A 17,314-nucleotide genomic window follows, 5' to 3' on the forward strand; every position below is an offset into this window, starting at 1 on the left:
CATGATCGACCCGCACCGCTTCTCGATCGGCCCGGCCGAGGCCAACATCGCCATGCTGCAATGGGGCGAGAGCGGCAAGCCGCCTGCCCTGCTCGTACACGGCACCGGCTTCGTCGCCGACGTCTGGCACGAGGTCGCGCGCGAGCTCGCATCGACCTACACCGTCTATGCCCTCGACCGACGCGGTCATGGCGCAAGCCACAAACCCGGCGCCTATCACTTCCTTGATTACGCCGACGACATCTGCCGGGTGGTCGATACGCTCGATCTCCGCGACATCTACGGGATCGGCCACAGCGCGGGTGCGACCGATCTCCTTCTCGCGGCGAAACTCCTGCCCGGTCGCTTCGCACGCCTGTTCGTGATGGAGCCGACCGTCATGGACCCGCGCGCGGCGCGCTCCGGAGGATTGAGCGAAGAATCGCTCGCCCGCGTGCAGGGCACGCTACGCCGACGCGCCGAGTTCGACAGTCCCGACGCAGTGTTCGAACGTTACCGCGCAGCACCGGCGTTTGCGGATTGGACCGAAACCTCGCTACGGACGTATGTGCGCCACGGCTTCGCGCCCCTGGATGACGGCCGCGTCCGGCTCTGCTGCACGCCCAAAATCGAAGCCGCGATCTTGCTTCCCATCTACGAGGCGATGGAGCAGGTCTACATTGGGGATGGCCGCGGCAATCCGTTCGCGATGCTCAGCGAGATCGACTGCCCGGTGCGCGTCACGACAGCGGCGAAGTCGGGTCCAATCTACAAGGAGATGGCGCGACGCGCTGTGTCGCTGATCCAGGGTGTGACCACACGGGTTTTCGAGAATGCCGGCCAGCGTCGCGCAGGAAGTGCCGGAGCACGTGGTGGAAGCCGTGCGCGAGTTTGCCGAGTAAGTTTCGGCCGCGGACGAGGCGGCCTGAGCGATCGTCTCTAGGCCGACCGTCGCACGGCGTTGTCCACCAGTGTCTTACCGAGCGACCAGATCGCGCCGGGCACCTTGTGGCTGCCGGCGATGACATCGTCGAAGGCGCGCTCGATCCAGGCGCAGTCTTCCTCGGTGATCGTGAGCGGCGGCAAGAGCTTGATGGTGTGGCTGCCGTGGCCGGCGACTTGCGTGAGGATCTTGTGATCCTTGAACAGCGGCACGGTGATGAGCTGGCAGAACAAGCCCTTGTTGGCGGTCTCCAGCACGTTCCAGGAGGCCCGCAGGCGCAGCGACTTCGGGGGGCCGAATTCGATACCGATCATCAAGCCCTTGCCGCGGACTTCCTTGAGCAGCTCGTAGCCTGGCACCATGCGCGTCAGCGCGAGGCGCAGCTCGGCGCCGCGCTTGGCGGCCGCATCGATCAGCTTCTCCGATTCCATGACGTCGAGCGTGGCTATGCCCGCGGCCATCGCGAGGTCGTTCTTGGAGAAGGTGGAGCCGTGCACCACCGCGCGGTCCATCTGGTTGAAGATCTTGTCGAAGATGCTCTTGCGCGTCAGCACGGCGCCGACCGGCACGTGGCCGCCCGACAGCGACTTCGACAGCAGCACCATGTCGGGCTCGACGTTCCAGTGCTCGACCGCGAGGAAGCGGCCGGTGCGGCCCATGCCGGTCTGGATCTCGTCGGCGACGAACAGCGTGCCGTATTTCTTGCAGAGCGCGGCCGCGCCGGGCAGGAACTCGTCGGTGGGCATGTTGACGCCCTTGCCCTGGATCGGCTCGACCACGAAGGCTGCGACCTCGCGCGAGGCCAGCGCCTTTTCCAGCGCCGCCAGGTCGTTGAACGGGATCGCGGTGCAGCCCGGCAGCAGCGGCTCGAAGCCGGTGCGGAAATTGGCATCGCCGGTCAGCGACAGCGCGCCGTAGGTCAGTCCGTGATAGCCGTGCGCGCAATAGACGATGCCGGGACGCCCCGTCGCGCCGCGCGCGAACTTGATCGCGGCCTCGACGCATTCGGCGCCGGAATTGGCGAAGAACGCCTTGTCGAGATAGGGAACGTATTTCAGGAGGCGCTCAGCCAGCACACCTGCGAGCGTCGAGACGTCGAATTGGACGAGGTTGGGCAGGTCGGCATCGAGCACGCTCTTGAGCGCCTCGCGCATGACCGGATGATTGCGCCCGATCGCAAACACGCCGAAGCCGGACAACAGGTCGAGATAGCGCGCGCCCTCACGGTCGTAGAGATACTGCCCATGCCCCTTCTGAAAGCCGACATCGTAGCCGATGGTCTTGAGAACCCGGACGAACTGCTCGTTCAGATACCGGTTATGCAGGGTGCTGCGCTGGGCCTGACGGTCCGCGAATAGCTGAGACATGTCTGGATTTGGGCTGTGCATCCGCTACATACTTCGGTTGAGGGCCGTCTCGTCAACTGAAAACGGACCGTTACTGAAAACGGTCTGTGCGGCCTTTTGCCCTTTTTCGGACCATCTTCGCAAGCACAGCTTTAGACCATGTTGCACTGCCAAGGAACACACATGCGTTTGGCCCTTTACACCGGACTAATACTGGCTGGCGGTTACGCCGGCCTGACGCCCGCGCTCGCCGCGGATCCGACCGGCGACTGGCGGGTCGCCGACGGCGTTGCCAACATTCGCGTCGCCCAATGCTATGGCAGCATGTGGGGCGCGGTTTCCTGGGAAAAACAGCCCGGCGGACGCGACGAGAACAATCCGGACGCCTCGAAAAAGAACAGGCCGACGCTCGGCATGGCAACCCTGATCGACATGAAGAAGAAGCCCGGCGTCGATCAGTGGGAAGGACAGGTCTACAACGCCAAGGACGGCCAGCTCTACAGCGCGACCATCACGCCGGCCGGTCCCGACCAGCTCGAGATCAAGGGCTGCGTCATGGGCTTCCTCTGCGGCGGCGAAACCTGGACCCGGGTCGGCCCGCCGATCCCTTCGAGCCCTGCCAACGCCATGGCCAAGGGCGCAGCGAAATCCAGCGGCACTGCGCCGAAGCCCCAAGGGGGGCAAGCGGGGCAAGGGCCCCAAGCAGCCCAAGCCGGGAGCGGCACCACCACGCCTGCGCCCGCAGCTCCCAAGGCCGCCGGCGCAGCCAAGCCCGGTCAGAAGGGCGCCGCCGACCCGGTCGGCGACATCTGCCTACTCGCTGAGATTGCGGGGTTTGCCCATTAGGGCCGGCTGGAACAGCAGCACGGCGGCCAGCGTCGTCACCAGCGAGAGTGCCAGCAGCTTGCCCATGCTGGACGTGCCGGGATGGCTCGACAGCCACAGGCTGCCGAACGCGGTCGCGGTCGTCAGCGCGCTGAAAAAGATCGCGCGCGTCAGGCTGGTCTGGAGCAGGTTCGTCCTGCCCGAGCGCCAGGCCACGACATAATAGATCTTGAAGGCGACGCCGACGCCGAGCAGCAGCGGAAGCGCGACGATGTTGGCGAAGTTGAGCGGCAGGCCGATCAATACGCAGATCTCGAGCGTCACCGCGCCGGCAACCAGCAGCGGCACCAGCGTCATCAGCACGTCGACGAAGCGGCGCAGCGTGATCCACAGCAGCAGCCCGATCACCAGCAGCGCATAGATGCCGGCGTGGATGAACGCCTTCACAACGGTGTCACCGGATTTCAGGATCGAGACCGGACCGCCGATCGCAGTCGGCTCGGCCTGGAGAACCGCCGCCGCGAATTTGCGCAGCGTATCGTTGTCGTTGGGATCACCCTTGGGCAGCGCCTCGACGCGGATGATGCCGTCCTTGCTCTTCCAGGCGCTGACGAGATCGGGCGGCAGCGAGCTCAGGGTGACGGGACCTGCCTGCATCGCGTTCCTGAGCTGGTCGAACACGATTTTCAATGGCGCGACGAACACGTCCTGCGCCTTGTTGCGCGTGGCCTCGTCGCCGTTGGCGAGCTTCTCGAGCGCGTCGGCAAGACGGCGCGAGGCAACAGCGCCCGGGCCCTTCGCGTCGCCCGCGGTCCGGCGCAGATTGTCGACCGACGATTTCAGCGATTCGACATTCTCCTGGTCCGTCGGCGCCGCGTCGATCTGATCGGGGTTGAGCGCCGGATTCAGCACCTTGGCGCCCTGCGCGATGAGCTTCAGCTTCGGCGGCTGGTCCTGCGGCACGAAGCTGTCGAGCGACATCACCCTGAGCACCTCGGGCACCTTCTCCAGCTTCGCCTCGACCTGCCTTGCCTGCTCCTCGGACGTGGTCATCACGTTGATGGCATTGGCACCAGTATTGGGGTCCTTGCGCAGATCGAGGAAGGTGGCGATCGACTCGGCGTGCGGATTGCGCAGGTTCATCGGGTTGAAGTCGAACTTCATGAAGTAGAGCAGCGGCAGGCCGCCGAGCGCGAGCAGCAGCGTGCCGCCGACGATCAGCACCCGATGCTTTTCCAGGAAGTGATCGAGCGGCGCCAGGAAGGCGTACCCGACAGGCTCCGGCTCGCCGGGCGGGTTCAAAAGCTTGAGCAGCGCCGGCAGCACGGTGATCGACGAGATGAACGCCACCAGCATGCCGACGCCGGCGATCTGGCCGAGCTCTGCGATGCCCTTGTAGTCGGTCGGCATGAAGCAAAGGAAGCCCGCGGCCGTCGCCATCGCCGCCAGCGACAGCGGCACCGCCGAGCGCTTGGCTGCCAGCACCAGCGCGCCCGCGAGATCATCGTGCTTGTAGCGCTCCGAGCGGTAGCGGACGCTGTACTGGATGCCGAAGTCGACCCCTAAGCCGACGAACAGCACCGCGAACGCGATCGACAGCAGGTTGAACGATCCGACCATCATCAGGCCGGCCGCTGTCGTGATCGCCAGGCCGACGAACAGATTGACGAACACCGCGAAGATGATCTTCGACGAATGCAGTGCGAGCCACAGGATGACCAGCACGACGAGAATCGTGCCGACGGCGTTGACGACCGCGCCCTCCTGAACGGTGGCATATTCCTCATTGGCGATCGGCACCGGACCGGTCAGCCGCACCCGCGCCTGGTATTTGCCAGCAAAATCCAGATCCGCCGCCGCTTTCCGGATCGCGTCGGTCGCATCCTTGCCGGGCTCCAGCGCGTTGTAGTCGAGAATCGGCTTGAACTCGATGAAGGTGCGCTTGTCGGAATCCTTGAGCGGCTCGTCGCTGACGAGTTCGCGCCAGGAGAAGCTGGCGTTGCCCTTGTTGAGCACGGTCTCGACTGTCTGCGCGATCAGGTTGAAGGGCCGCTCGGTGCTGTCGAGCTTGACCTGGCCCCGCTTGACGCCGGCAAGGCCGGTCTCCAGCGCCCCGGTCAGGCCGCGGATCGAGGGATCGCCGGCCATGATCTCGATCAGCGGCGCGGCGGCTTCGAACTGGCCGGTGATCTTGCCGACCTCCTCGGTCGGCAGGAACAACAGGCCGTTCCGCTCGAAGAACGCGCCGCTGCCGAGCTGCTGCATCGAGTGGAAGTTGGTCCTGTCGTCCTTCAGCCTGGCATAGAGCGCGTCTGCCGCGGCGCTCGCCATTTCCGGCGTCCTGGCCTCGACCACAGCGAGGATCATTTCGTTCTGATCGAACGCCTTGTCGAATTGCTGGTCGCGCTGCCGCCAGTCCAGATTCTGGGCAATCAGCGAGTTGATATCGGTGTTGATGGCAAAGTGGCGCGCAGCGTAATAGCCCGCCCCCACCGACAGCAGGAGCCCGAGAACGACGACGAGGGAGGCAAACCGGGTGCAGGCCCTGACGATGGCAACGACGACGCTTTGCAGCACTTCTTTTCTTTCTGCGGTTAACAGCTTGCCGGAAACGCCCGCTGTTTATCGGAGTTCCCGGCCGAAACCTATTGCTGTTTTGGGTGGTTCTCGCCGCCAGAAGGTTCGAGGTAAACGGCGGGAGACCGTGGCAAAATCATGCGGGGCGGCCGGTATAGGCAGGGAGTTGAGGCGGGAACGTGACGAAGGACTATGCAGGAATGTCGCGCACGCAGGCACACCGCAATCCCTACTAAAATACCTCACAGACGCCTCCCTCAGCGGTTCCACCTTCCCCTACCGCCGATTTTTTGACACAAAGTATTGCGCCTCCATGCGCCGGAGCCGTCCACAGGGGTGGGTGGCTACCGCAGGCGCGAACCAATGGTGCGGATATTGCAACTCATTGGTCAGTATCGGAGTGCCGCTTGGGGACTGCAAAGAGCGGATTGGTGCAACTTGCGTGATGGGCGTCCAATGGAAGTTTATCTGGCGCAACCGCGCGGCTTCTGCGCGGGGGTGGTACGAGCAATCGAAATCGTGGAGCGGGCGCTGGAGAAGTACGGCCCGCCCGTCTACGTGCGCCATGAGATCGTGCACAACAAATACGTCGTCGAGAGCCTGAAGGCCAAAGGAGCCATCTTCGTCGAGGAACTCTCCGAGGTACCGCCGAAGGCGGTGACGGTGTTCAGCGCGCATGGCGTCGCCCGCAGCGTCGAGGAAGAGGCCGTCGCGCGCGACCTTCCGGTGCTCAATGCCACCTGCCCGCTGGTCACGAAAGTTCACAATCAGGGGAAGCGCTACATCGGCAAGGGCCGCACCCTGATCCTGATCGGCCACGCCGGCCATCCCGAGGTCGAGGGCACGATGGGCCAGGTCCCGGGGCCGGTGCAGCTTGTCCAGAGCGTTGAAGAGGTTAAGGCGCTGACCCTGCCGGCGGATACGCCAGTGGCCTACATCACCCAGACCACCCTGTCGGTCGACGACACCAAGGACATCATCGCGGCCCTTCAGGCCCGCTTTACAGACATTCAAGGTCCGGATATCCGGGATATCTGCTATGCGACACAGAACCGCCAATCTGCGGTAAGGGACTTGAGCAAGCTGGTCGACGTGATCTTGGTGGTGGGCGCTGCCAACAGCTCGAACTCGAACCGGCTCCGCGAAATCGGCACTGAGGCCGGCGTCGCGAGTTATTTGATTGCCGACGGCAGCGAGCTCAATCCGGAGTGGTTGAAGGATGCCAGGACCGTCGGCGTCACGGCCGGCGCTTCGGCGCCCGAGGTACTCGTGGATGACGTGATCGAAGCGATGCGGCGGATCGGACCGGTAAAGGTCTCGGTGTTGCCGGGCCGCGAGGAAAACATCGAATTCCGGCTTCCGGCCCAACTGGCCGCGAGCTGACCCACCCGAATTGAAAAGCCCAGAAAGAAACCTGTAATGGCTATCCCGTTCTTCAAGGAAATGCGTATCGGCGGCTATTTGCTCAAGCAGAAACTGCTTGGCCGCAAGCGCTATCCGCTCGTGCTGATGCTGGAGCCGCTGTTCCGCTGCAACCTCGCCTGCGTCGGCTGCGGCAAGATCGATTATCCCGATGCGATCCTCAACCGCCGCATGACGGCGCAGGAGTGCTGGGACGCCGCCGACGAGTGCGGCGCGCCGATGGTCGCCATTCCCGGCGGCGAGCCGCTGATCCACAAGGAGATCGGCGAGATCGTGCGCGGCCTCGTCGCGCGCAAGAAGTTCGTCTCGCTCTGCACCAACGCGCTGCTGCTGGAGAAGAAGCTCGATCTGTTCGAGCCCTCGCCCTATCTGTTCTTCTCGGTGCATCTCGACGGCCTGCGCGACCACCACGACAAGGCCGTGTCGCAGAAGGGCGTGTTCGACCGCGCGGTGTCGGCGATCAAGGCGGCCAAGGCGCGCGGCTTCACCGTCAACGTCAACGCCACCATCTTCGACGGCCACCCGGCCGAGGAGATCGCCAAATTCCTCGACCTCACCACCGAGCTCGGCGTCGGCGTCTCGATGTCCCCGGGCTACGCCTATGAGCGCGCGCCGGACCAGGAGCACTTCCTCAACCGCACCAAGACCAAGAAGCTATTCCGCGACGTCTTTGCGATGGGCAAGGGCAAGAAGTGGAATTTCATGCATTCCGGACTGTTCCTGGACTTCCTCGCCGGCAACCAGGAATACGAATGCACCCCGTGGGGCATGCCCGCGCGCAACATCTTCGGCTGGCAGAAGCCCTGCTACCTGCTCGGTGAAGGCTACGCGAAGACCTTCAAGGAGCTGATGGAGACCACCGACTGGGATTCCTACGGCACCGGCAAGTACGAGAAGTGTGCCGACTGCATGGCCCATTGCGGCTACGAGCCCACGGCTGCGACCGCAGCGCTCAACAACCCGCTGAAGGCGATGTGGGTGGCGCTGCGCGGCGTGCGGACGAGCGGCCCGATGGCGCCGGAGATCGACCTCTCCAAGCAGCGCCCGGCGCAGTACATCTTCTCCGAGCAGGTCCAGAAGAAGCTCTCGGAGATCCGCAAGGACGAAGCCGCTGCCGCACAGGCAAAGGCCGCGCAAAAGGCTTCGACGGCGGCGTAAAGCGCAGAGCCCGTAGCCCGGATGGAGCGCAAGCGAAATCCGGGATGGTCTCTCCAAGGCCCCGGATTACGCTTCGCTCCGTCCGGGCTACGAACGTCGAAACAAAAAGGCCCGGACGCCAATGGCGACCGGGCCCTTTCTTTATTCTCAGATCGAAGCCCCCGCTCACGCCGCCTTCGACACCAAGGCCTCGCTCTCGACGAACTCCGTCCCGATCAGATAATCGCGGCAGCCGCGCAACGACCGCAGGGCGCGGTTGAAGTCGATGCCGGTCGAGACCAGGGCATGCAGCGTTGCCGGATTGCGCACGATGCCGCGCAGCACGGCTCCGAGGTCGATCTGGCCGTTCGGCTTGATCGCGGCGCGGGCCAGCGCCGGCAGCGCGCGGTGGGCGGGGTCGCTGATGACGCGGACGGCGGCGAAGGGCAGCCCGGCGTCGGCGGCGTAGGCCGCGGCGATGTGGCTTTCCATGTCGACCGCGGCGGCCCCCGTCTCGGAGTGCAGGGCCGCCTTGCAGGAGCGCTTCGTGACCACTTCCTCGGCACCGGCGAGACTACCGCGCACGACGCGGCGGCGGCCGGACGTCAGGCGATCGATCAGATCGTCGCCGAGCGACAGGCCGGCGGCCCAGCGGGTGTCGCCGGAGAGCACCTCGGTCGCCAGCACGACGTCGCCGGAGCGCAAGCTCGGGTCGAGCCCGCCGGCCACGCCGAATGAGATCACACCGCGAATCGTCTCAGGATCCACCACCGTCAGAAGCGCCCGCAACTGGGTCGGGCTGCTGGATGAACAGATGACCGCCATTCCGGGCCCAGCCGCGATGCGGGCCTCCTGAACCAATCCGGTCACGATCAGTATCGGCCGCGGGTCGATGGCCTGACCCGCGGTAACATAGTCCCCCGTCCCCAAAGTCACATTCCGACCCCTACCACCCTGCTGTTGGTGTTCCGCAAGTTCCGATACCGCGCCAACGCCCACAGCGGAAAGAACTTTGGGTAACCATGATAACGTAGATAGAACACGCGGGGGAAGCCTGTGGCGGTGTACCGCTGCTCGTCCCACAGTCCTTTTTTGTCTTGTGTTGCAATCAGGTACTCCACCCCGCGGGCGACGGCCGGGTGATCAACCTCGCCTGCCGCCATCAGGGCAAGCAAAGCCCATGCCGTTTGCGAGGCGGTCGAGGGGGCGGCTTCCCAGCCCTTGTAGTCGAGCCGGTAGCTGACGGCGTCCTCGCCCCAGCCGCCGTCGTCGTTCTGGATCGAGGTCAGCCAGTCCGCCGCCTTGCGGATCATGGGGTCCTTGTGGTCGACGCCGGCCATGTTGAGGGCGCACAGCACCGACCAGGTTCCATAGATGAAGTTCATACCCCAGCGGCCGTACCAGGACCCCTCCGGGTGCTGGGTCTTCCGCAGATAGGCGACCCCGGCGGCCACCTGCTTGCTGGTCTTGGCGGTCTCACCGAGCTGGGCCAGCATCGAGATGCATCGCGCCGTGACGTCCTCAGTCGGCGGATCGAGCAGCGCGCCATGGTCCGAGAACGGGATGTTGTTGAGGTAATATTCGAGGTTGTTGACGTCGAAGGCGGCCCAGCCACCGTCGTCGCTCTGCATGCCCTCGATCCACTCCCGGCCGCGGGCGATCGCGTCGTCATAGCCGGCCGCACCGTGCTCCCGGCGCATGCGGTCCATCGACATCACCACGACGGCGGTGTCGTCGAGATCGGGGTAATGGGCGTTGTTGTATTGGAAGGCCCAGCCGCCCGGGCGCACGTCGGGCCGCTTCACCGCCCAGTCGCCCTTCACCTCGAGCTCCTGCCTCGGGATCAGCCAGTCGAGGCCCTGCTTGGCGGCCGGCACCGCCTTGTCACCGCCGGCCTCCAGCAACGCATGCGCGGTGAGCGTCGTGTCCCACACCGGAGAGACGCAGGGCTGGCAATAGGCTTCGTCGTCCTTGATGACGAGCAACTTGTCGATGCCCCGGCGCGTGATCGCGCGTGGCGGGAAGTTCTCGTCCTTGCCGAGGGCGTCGTACATCATGACGATGTTGGCCATGGGCGGGTAGATCGCGCCCATGCCGTCCTCGCCGTTGAGCCGTTCCTCGGTGAAGGCGAGCGCGGCGTCGATCGCGCGCTTGCGCAGACTCTTCGGAAACAGCGGCTCGATCACGCGCAGGATCGCATCGAGCGAACGAAACAACAGAAACCAGGCCATGCTCTGGTGCGGCGCCTTGGCGGTCATGCCGATCGAGCGCGGATCCTGCAGGAACAATTCGTCGATGCCGACGCCCTTCGGATTCCTCGCGCGCGGCTTCAGCGCGGCGATCACCATCAGCGGCACCATCGTGGTGCGCGCCCAGTAGGAGATCTTGTTGAGGTGGAACGGCGACCAGAACGGCAGCAATACGATCTCGATCGGCAGCACCGGCACCGCGCGCCAGGTCACGACGCCGAAGGTTGCGAGCAGGAAGCGGGTGAAGACGTTGCTGTTGATCGCGCCGCCGCGGGCATGGATTGCCTCGCGCGCCCGCACCATATGCGGCGCGTCGATGGAGTCGCCGATCATCTTCAGCGCGAAGTACGCCTTCACGCTGGCGCTCATGTCGAACTCGCCGTCATGCACCAGCGGCCAGCCGCCATGGGTACCCTGGATGCGGCGCAGATAGTTGCCGATCTTGGCCTCGAGCACGGTGTCGACGGGCTCGGCGAGATAATGGCGCAGCAGAACGTATTCGGCCGGAATCGTGCAGTCGGCCTCGAGCTCGAACACCCAATGGCCGTCGGCTTGCTGGAAGCCGAGGAGGCCCTGGGTGGCCGACGCAATGCTCGATTCCAAAGCTTCGCGGCTGGTCGCGGTCACGGAATCCATGTCGCTCGATTGCTCCGATAGTCGATTGAAAGTTGACCGGGAGAATTGCCCGTCGGGCCGCCTTTCAGGATCCTTTGGCGGCCAGAACCAGATCGGCGGCGCGGTCACCCGACCGGACCGATCCCTCGATGGTTGCTGGCAATCCCGTAGCAGTCCAGTCGCCGGCGAGGAACAGGTTTTTCAGCGCAGTGACCGGCCCGGGACGCAGGGCGTTCTGGGCCGGCGTCGCCGCAAATGTGGCGCGGCGCTCGCGCACGATCTGCCAAGGAGGCAGCTCACCGGAGACACCGCCCGCCTCGCAGACCTCGTTCCAGATCGTCTGCGCCAGTTCCTCGCGCGGCATGTCGACCAGGCGGTCGCCATTGCTGATGGTCACCGAGAGCCGGTTCGGGAACGCGAACAGCCATTCCACCACGCCGCCGATCACGCCGAGGATGGGCGCCGAGCCCGGCGGCGGTGTGATGCGGAAATGCGCATTGACGATGGCGCGGAATTCGGTCGGCGTCTTCAGCCCCGGCAGCAGGCTAGCGGCCGCGCGCGGCGGCACCGCCATCACGACGACATCGCCCGCACCGAGCTGGATCAAATCCTCGCCGCCGAAATTCAGCGCGGTCACTTTGCCGTCCGTGCTGACGAACGAGCGCAGCTCGTGGCCGAGCTGAACGCTGTGACCACGCTCCTGCAGAAACTTCACGGCGGGTTCGATCAGAACCGCGCTGAGACCGTCGCGCGCGATCAGCGGACGGCAGGCCTGCCCGCCCGCAAGCAGCGTCTCCCGCACGATCGCGCCGGCGAGCCCGGCCGAGCCCTCGGGCGGATCGACGTTGAGAGCTGCCAGCAGCAGCGGCTGCACCAGGCGCTGATAGAGGATGCCCTCGGTCGGAATCGACTTGCCGACCAGCGTCTCCTCCGACGCCCAGATCAGTGGCGCCAGCTTGAGATAATCGGAAAGGCCGGTGTCGGGCACGCGGCGGCTTTCGTCGAGCACCCAGGTCGGCCACCGGCCATCGCCGAGATCGATCTGCCAGCGCTGCCCGGTTTTGACATCGACGAACGGAAATTGCGCCCGCTCGGGGCCGACCAGGCCCGCCTCGGTGCCGATCGCGCGCGCATAGGCGCGCGCATGGCTGTTGCCCGACAGCAGCAGATGATTGCCGTTGTCGATGGTGAGATTGGTGGCGCCGTCGAAATAGGACCGGCAGCGGCCGCCGGCCTGGTGCGTCGCCTCGTGCACGGCGACCTTGAAGCCGGCATTGGCGAGCCGCACGGCGGCGGAGAGGCCGGAAATTCCAGCGCCGATGATGTGAGCTGTGTTTTGCATCAGATGAAAGCGTAACGGAGCAGGATCAGGATGCGCGTGATCTTCGACACACGCACCGGCTCGCGCGGCGCGGAGAAGCCGCGCGCGATCAGGAGGTCCAGAATGGAATGGTAGTATTTCGACATGATCCGCGGCGCGCGCACGGCGCGGCGCCTGTTGCGGTTCATGATCTCGTCCGACTTCTCGAAGTGCACCTTGGCGCGCTGCGCCAGCGGCATGCAGACCTTCGGCAGCGCGCGCTCGGCGATCACGCGGTTCGGATCATCAGAGGTGATGCCGGCATGCAGCAGCGCCTCGCGCGGCAGATAGAGCCGGCCAAGGCCGGCGTCCTCGTCGATGTCGCGCAGGATGTTGGTGAGCTGCAGCGCGCGGCCGAGGTGGTGCGCGAGCAGGATGCCGTCTTCCTCGGGCATGCCGAACACGCGCACCGACAGCCGCCCCACGGCGCTGGCGACGCGGTCGCAATACAGATCCAGCGTCGCCATGTCGGGCGCACGGATGTCCTGCGGCACGTCCATCTCCATGCCGTCGACGATGGCGAGGAAATCCTCGCGCTTGAGCCCGAAGGTCTTCACCGAGGCGACGTAGTCCTTCAGCCGCGGCGGCGGATGGCCCTGATAGAGCGCGTCAATATCGTTGCGCCATTCCTGAAGTGCGGCGAGCCGCTCGTCGCGCGGGCCGTCGGAATCGGCGATGTCGTCGACCTGGCGGCAGAAGCTGTAGATCTGAAACATCGCTTCGCGCTGATCACGCGGCAGGATGCGCATCGCGGCATAGAACGAGCTGCCGGATGCGGTCGAGCCGTAATTGGCGCCGGGCGTGGTCGCCTCAAGCGTCATGGGCAGTCCCCGGTCTGGAAATGGCCTTGCGACGGATCGCACGGCGGCCAACTTCGCCGATGATCCCGGCGAGGCTGAAGGCGAGCAGCTCGAATTTGTTCAGATGTACGCGCTCCCGCAAGGGATCGCGTACCTTGAGCAAGCGCACGATGCGGTCGGCATAGGCCTGGATGACGGAGACGTCGACGCCGAGACGGAAATCCCGGATCTCGGCTGCGAGCGACCTGCCCTCTCCGAGCAGCGCCTCGTTGCGTGCGGCGAGGGACTGCAGGCAGGCCAGCATCGCCGGCGGCGACTGCGCGAGACCGAGCTGCTCGACGGTGGCGCCGTGTGCTGCCAGCGCATCGCGCGGCAGATAGACGCGGTTGAGCTCGCGATAATCCTTGCCGCAATCCTGCAGGTGATTGTTGATCTGAAGGCCCGCGCAGAGCGCGTCCGAGGCGGCCCATGTCGAGGTGCTCTCGCCGTGAACGTCGAGCATGAAGCGGCCGACCGGCATCGCCGAGTAGCGGCAATAATGGATGACCTCGTCCCAGGTCTCATAGCGGAGCTTGGTCACGTCCATGCGGAAGGCGATCAGCACGTCGAGCGCATGACGTGGCGCCATGCCGCGCTCGGCCAGCGCGCGGCGCAAGCTGACGGCCTCAGGCTGGGTGTCACCCTTGCCGAGCAGTTCCGCCTCGAGCAGATCGAGATAAGCGAGCTTCTGGTCGGGGGGGAGCGTGGCGTGATCGGCGATGTCGTCCGCGGTGCGGACGAAATTGTAATAGGCCAGGATCAGGGCGCGATGACGCGGATGAATGATCCAGGACGCGACGGGAAAATTCTCGTCGCGGTCACCCTTGCCGGATCGCAATTCGCTCGCAGAGGTCATCGAGGGCTGGTTTACAATCGTTTGGACAGGAAGGGCTTTTTCGCTCGGGCGGGCTCACGCCGGCGACGCCGCCGCGGCCCCCATATAGGGGAATACGGCCGCAAAACCAATCCTGTCCGTCGATGGCTGCCCCTTCGAATTGGGCCCGGAAAAGCGGCCGAGGGCCGCCTTTCTAGGCCAATGGCCGAGTTTATTGATTGTGGTTCTTCAGCACCTGGTCGCAGGCCTGCGAGATCTTGGCCCGGTTCTCCTTGAGGCAGGCCAGGATGGTGAAATCGCCCTGGTCGATGACCGGGCGGCAGAACTTCTGCACATCGCGGGTGCAGGCCTTCTGCTCGGCGTCCGTGCCACGCCCTTGTTGGGCGAACGCTGCCGTCGAAAGGGAGGCCGACAGCAGGGTGAGAGCGACGAGAAGATTGCGCATTGTATTCCTTCATTCTGACGGCAGAATCGCACCGATCCCGGACTGCGCAGGGCGGATGGCCGGAACGGATTGGTTCTGATGGCAAGTCGCCGCTTGTAGCGGCCTCAGGGAAGGCACAAGCACTGGCAAATGCGGCCAAATTGGCGCCGCCCCACCGAATCAGGTCTTCCCCGCGCCTTCATTGACAGATGTAAGGGCTTGATACTACATCGCAATTCGGGAGCATTGCGCTTTAATGCAGACCTGTTGCCGCGCTGCATCTCTTCGCCCGTCCTCGGCTGCCGGAAACATGACGAAGCGCGGCAAATCGCGGCCCCTGGAAGCACGGCGCGGCCGCGTGAACCGCCGTCTCTGGCCGCCGGGCTTTGAACCTGCGACTTGCTCGGAGCACTAAACTTTCGATGTGGCGAGACGTTCTCGATCGAAGCGAACGTCGTTCCAAAGCGGGATATTCGAGATGACATTCTTTTGGCGATCTGGACTGGCAATCAAGGCGGCCGGCATTGGGGCGGCGCTGCTCTTCTCGGTATCGGCAAGTCACGCTCAGTCGTCCGGACCGTTTGCCGGTTTCGACGGCGCGTGGACCGGAACCGGCACGGTGTCGCTGTCCGACGGCTCCACCGAGCGCATTCGCTGCAAAGCGGACTATAAGGTCGCCGGCAGCGGCCTCAACCTGAAGCAGGCGCTGAGCTGCGCCTCCGACAGCTACAAGTTCAACCTCACCAGCGACGTGACGAGCCAGGGCGACCGCATCTCCGGCAACTGGAGCGAGTCCAGCCGCAACATCTTCGGCAATCTCCAGGGCACCGCCGGCGGCGGCCAGATCGAGGTCTTCGTCGAGGCCAACGGCTTTGCCGCCAACCTGTCGCTGCGCACCAACGGCACCAAGCAGACGGTGCAGATCTCGTCCAAGGGCGAGATCCGCGGCGTCAACATCACGATGACGAAGGGCTGAAGGCCTTTCGCACGCAATGAGGAACATGCCCCCGGTTCTCGCGAGCCGGGGGCTTTTTGCTGACACGAACTGACCGGCTGGATTTGCTGAGATGGACCCGATCCGCAGACATCTGCTGAAGGCCGCCGGGCTCTTCGTGGCCAGCCGCGCCTTCGCCAGCGATCAGCAGGGAGCGAACATGCAGCCTTCGTCCGTGAAGCCGCGTCACGTGCTCTGCTTCCTCGGCAAGAATGAAAGCCTGCTGCATCCGCCCAAGGCGGTGGCGAAGACGATCGCCGATTTCGGCTTCGAGATCGACCGCACCTATTCGCAAGCCAAACCCGATCCGCACATGGAGCGCTCTTTCGGTGTGTGCTGGGACCGCGTCTTTCCGAAAGCGTGGTCCGAGGCGGACGAAATGGCCGTACTCAATCACAAAGCGGTCCTCTACGTGCTGAGCCCGCCGATGGAGCAGCACAAGACGGTCGCCTATTCAGCTGCCGCCTTGCGAATTGTCGAGGAGATGATCGAGGCCGGCGCCACGGCCGTGAAAGGAGAAAGCGCGGGCGTTGCCCACGGACTCACGCGATGGCGGCAACTGGCCCAGGAGTGCAAGGCCGCCGCGAACCCGAGCCAGGGCCTTGCCGTCACGGCAGCCATGGCCCGGACCTGCCGCCTCGCCTTCGCCAAGCGTCCGCTTGCCGGCGACACCTACAACGAAAGCGTCGGCTTCCACCTCGTCGGACTGCCGGAAATCTATGTCGCGCGATCGCGCGGCAGCGACCGGAACGCAGCGAAGCTGATGGACGAGATCGCGGACGCAATGGCCGAGCGCGGCATCGAGGCAACGCTGCGCGACCGCAAGCTCGCGCTGTCGCGGGAGCAGGACTACGCCGAGGGCGATTTCAAGTTCAATCCCTATGGAATCGTCCGCGTCGAGGCGTGAGCCGAACCGCGCCGGATCAGTCCTTTCGCGCGATGCATTCGCAGCGGCATCGGAAATAGACCGCGTCCGGATCGCGTTCCCAGGCCTCCCAGCCGGCAAGCGCGGCCCGGATCTCATCGTCTGTCGCGAGCCGCCTGGCCACGAGTTGCGGTCCGAGCCCCAGCAGGCTCCGCTGCGCATCGGCAACGGCCTCGCTGCGGCTCTGCGCATCGGCACTGTGGTTGACGTAGCTCGCACCGGCCCAGACCGGCGCGAAGCCGTGGGCTCGGAGGATGGAGCCCTGCCGGCGCCCGAAGCGAAGCGCCTCCGGATCCTCGTGCTGGTACCAGCGTTGCCAAAGATCGAGCGCGAGCCGCACGCCGTCGATTTCAGGGTGAAGAACGTTGCCGCCGACGTCGGCATCGCGCGTTGCGACGAGGCCGCCCGGCTTCAGCACACGTCGCGCTTCGGCCAGCGTTCGCGCCAATATCTCCTGGCTCTGATGGTAGAGAACCGCGTGAAAGAACACGGCATCGAACGTTCCATCGTCGAACGGCAGCGCCGTCATGTCGGCTTCGACAAAGGCCAGATTGGTCGAGCCCGCCGCCGACACGAGCCGATTGGCGGCGGTAATGGCCGTCGGCTCGATATCGAGGCCGACGGCCCTTTCGACGTGCCCCGCCAGCGCTGCCGTAATGGTGCCGGGCCCGCAGCCGGCGTCGAGCAGGGTCATACCCGATGTCAGGAACGGGACGAAAAAGGCGGCTGAATCGCCGCCTCGCTTCTGCTGAAACGCCACGATCGCGCCGTCGTGCTGCATGATTCGTCCCCGACCGGAACTCCGGCGCAGTCATTCAGACTGCGCCGATTCCATGTCCGGTGG

At 65.0% G+C, this 17,314-nt stretch carries 14 protein-coding genes and 1 pseudogene; 6 read left to right on the forward strand and 9 right to left on the reverse strand.

What is annotated here, in order from left to right; translation table 11 throughout:
* Position 1 precedes the first annotated feature (1 nt).
* Positions 2–881, forward strand: a pseudogene (locus tag ACTEK7_RS09200) (alpha/beta fold hydrolase).
* 37 nt (positions 882–918) lie between these two features.
* Here the strand turns inward: ACTEK7_RS09200 and hpnO are convergent.
* Positions 919–2,310, reverse strand: a complete 1,392-nt coding sequence (gene hpnO, locus ACTEK7_RS09205; protein ID WP_036006078.1) for an aminobacteriohopanetriol synthase HpnO — start codon at positions 2,308–2,310, stop codon at positions 919–921.
* A gap of 141 nt (positions 2,311–2,451) precedes the next feature.
* Between hpnO and ACTEK7_RS09210 the strand changes: the two genes are divergently transcribed.
* The gene (locus ACTEK7_RS09210; RefSeq protein WP_192893272.1) at positions 2,452–3,114 is read left to right on the forward strand and encodes a DUF2147 domain-containing protein; all 663 of its coding nucleotides are present in this window, start codon (positions 2,452–2,454) and stop codon (positions 3,112–3,114) included.
* Here the strand turns inward: ACTEK7_RS09210 and hpnN are convergent.
* A complete protein-coding gene (gene hpnN / locus ACTEK7_RS09215; RefSeq protein WP_109144425.1) occupies positions 3,082–5,670 on the reverse strand; it encodes a hopanoid transporter HpnN in 2,589 nt (862 codons plus the stop codon). The genes ACTEK7_RS09210 and hpnN overlap by 33 nt on opposite strands.
* A 456-nt stretch (positions 5,671–6,126) precedes the next feature.
* On the opposite strand from hpnN, the gene ispH reads away from it, so the two are divergent.
* Together ispH and hpnH are read left to right on the forward strand one after the other, a co-directional pair.
* On the forward strand, positions 6,127–7,053 hold the full coding sequence (gene ispH, locus ACTEK7_RS09220) for a 4-hydroxy-3-methylbut-2-enyl diphosphate reductase (protein ID WP_036006084.1): 927 nt from the start codon (positions 6,127–6,129) through the stop codon (positions 7,051–7,053).
* Positions 7,054–7,089: 36 nt separating this feature from the next.
* The gene (hpnH, locus tag ACTEK7_RS09225) at positions 7,090–8,250 is read left to right on the forward strand and encodes an adenosyl-hopene transferase HpnH (protein ID WP_036006086.1); all 1,161 of its coding nucleotides are present in this window, start codon (positions 7,090–7,092) and stop codon (positions 8,248–8,250) included.
* 165 nt (positions 8,251–8,415) lie between these two features.
* Here hpnH and ACTEK7_RS09230 read toward each other — a convergent pair whose 3' ends face one another.
* The 6 genes from ACTEK7_RS09230 to ACTEK7_RS09255 all read right to left on the reverse strand — a co-directional run bounded on the left by ACTEK7_RS09230 (position 8,416) and on the right by ACTEK7_RS09255 (position 14,572).
* Positions 8,416–9,165 carry a phosphorylase gene (locus ACTEK7_RS09230; RefSeq protein WP_036006088.1) on the reverse strand — a complete coding sequence of 250 codons (750 nt, stop codon included), beginning with the start codon at positions 9,163–9,165 and terminating at the stop codon, positions 8,416–8,418.
* Positions 9,162–11,114: a squalene--hopene cyclase gene (gene shc, locus ACTEK7_RS09235; protein ID WP_225146041.1), complete on the reverse strand. Its 1,953-nt coding sequence runs from the start codon at positions 11,112–11,114 to the stop codon at positions 9,162–9,164. The genes ACTEK7_RS09230 and shc overlap by 4 nt, the downstream gene beginning before the upstream one ends.
* Before the next feature lie 64 nt (positions 11,115–11,178).
* Positions 11,179–12,435, reverse strand: a complete 1,257-nt coding sequence (hpnE, locus tag ACTEK7_RS09240; RefSeq protein WP_225145162.1) for a hydroxysqualene dehydroxylase HpnE — start codon at positions 12,433–12,435, stop codon at positions 11,179–11,181.
* Complete coding sequence (hpnD, locus tag ACTEK7_RS09245; protein WP_225146042.1) at positions 12,435–13,274, reverse strand: presqualene diphosphate synthase HpnD; 840 nt, start codon at positions 13,272–13,274, stop codon at positions 12,435–12,437. Before hpnD ends, hpnE begins: the two co-directional genes overlap by 1 nt.
* On the reverse strand, positions 13,264–14,148 hold the full coding sequence (gene hpnC / locus ACTEK7_RS09250; protein ID WP_036023092.1) for a squalene synthase HpnC: 885 nt from the start codon (positions 14,146–14,148) through the stop codon (positions 13,264–13,266). The genes hpnD and hpnC overlap by 11 nt, the downstream gene beginning before the upstream one ends.
* Before the next feature lie 190 nt (positions 14,149–14,338).
* Positions 14,339–14,572, reverse strand: a complete 234-nt coding sequence (locus ACTEK7_RS09255; RefSeq protein ID WP_025035011.1) for a hypothetical protein — start codon at positions 14,570–14,572, stop codon at positions 14,339–14,341.
* 457 nt (positions 14,573–15,029) lie between these two features.
* Between ACTEK7_RS09255 and ACTEK7_RS09260 the strand changes: the two genes are divergently transcribed.
* The gene (locus tag ACTEK7_RS09260; protein WP_036042873.1) at positions 15,030–15,527 is read left to right on the forward strand and encodes a hypothetical protein; all 498 of its coding nucleotides are present in this window, start codon (positions 15,030–15,032) and stop codon (positions 15,525–15,527) included.
* Positions 15,528–15,618: 91 nt separating this feature from the next.
* Positions 15,619–16,452, forward strand: a complete 834-nt coding sequence (locus ACTEK7_RS09265) for a hypothetical protein (RefSeq protein ID WP_225146043.1) — start codon at positions 15,619–15,621, stop codon at positions 16,450–16,452.
* Between the two features lie 16 nt (positions 16,453–16,468).
* Here the strand turns inward: ACTEK7_RS09265 and ACTEK7_RS09270 are convergent, their stop codons facing one another.
* The gene (locus ACTEK7_RS09270; RefSeq protein ID WP_225146044.1) at positions 16,469–17,251 is read right to left on the reverse strand and encodes a class I SAM-dependent methyltransferase; all 783 of its coding nucleotides are present in this window, start codon (positions 17,249–17,251) and stop codon (positions 16,469–16,471) included.
* Positions 17,252–17,314: the final 63 nt, after the last annotated feature.

Source organism: Bradyrhizobium sp. JHI2711 (assembly GCF_056156565.1).

Coding starts and splice junctions, on each gene's coding strand:
- ACTEK7_RS09260 (WP_036042873.1), top strand. CDS start 15,030: ATGACATTCTTTTGGCGATCTGGACTGGCAATCAAGGCGGCCGGCATT.
- hpnD (WP_225146042.1), bottom strand. CDS start 13,274: ATGACGCTTGAGGCGACCACGCCCGGCGCCAATTACGGCTCGACCGCA.
- hpnC (WP_036023092.1), bottom strand. CDS start 14,148: ATGACCTCTGCGAGCGAATTGCGATCCGGCAAGGGTGACCGCGACGAG.
- ACTEK7_RS09210 (WP_192893272.1), top strand. CDS start 2,452: ATGCGTTTGGCCCTTTACACCGGACTAATACTGGCTGGCGGTTACGCC.
- hpnH (WP_036006086.1), top strand. CDS start 7,090: ATGGCTATCCCGTTCTTCAAGGAAATGCGTATCGGCGGCTATTTGCTC.
- shc (WP_225146041.1), bottom strand. CDS start 11,114: ATGGATTCCGTGACCGCGACCAGCCGCGAAGCTTTGGAATCGAGCATT.
- ispH (WP_036006084.1), top strand. CDS start 6,127: ATGGAAGTTTATCTGGCGCAACCGCGCGGCTTCTGCGCGGGGGTGGTA.
- ACTEK7_RS09265 (WP_225146043.1), top strand. CDS start 15,619: ATGGACCCGATCCGCAGACATCTGCTGAAGGCCGCCGGGCTCTTCGTG.
- ACTEK7_RS09255 (WP_025035011.1), bottom strand. CDS start 14,572: ATGCGCAATCTTCTCGTCGCTCTCACCCTGCTGTCGGCCTCCCTTTCG.
- hpnE (WP_225145162.1), bottom strand. CDS start 12,435: ATGCAAAACACAGCTCACATCATCGGCGCTGGAATTTCCGGCCTCTCC.
- hpnO (WP_036006078.1), bottom strand. CDS start 2,310: ATGCACAGCCCAAATCCAGACATGTCTCAGCTATTCGCGGACCGTCAG.
- ACTEK7_RS09270 (WP_225146044.1), bottom strand. CDS start 17,251: ATGCAGCACGACGGCGCGATCGTGGCGTTTCAGCAGAAGCGAGGCGGC.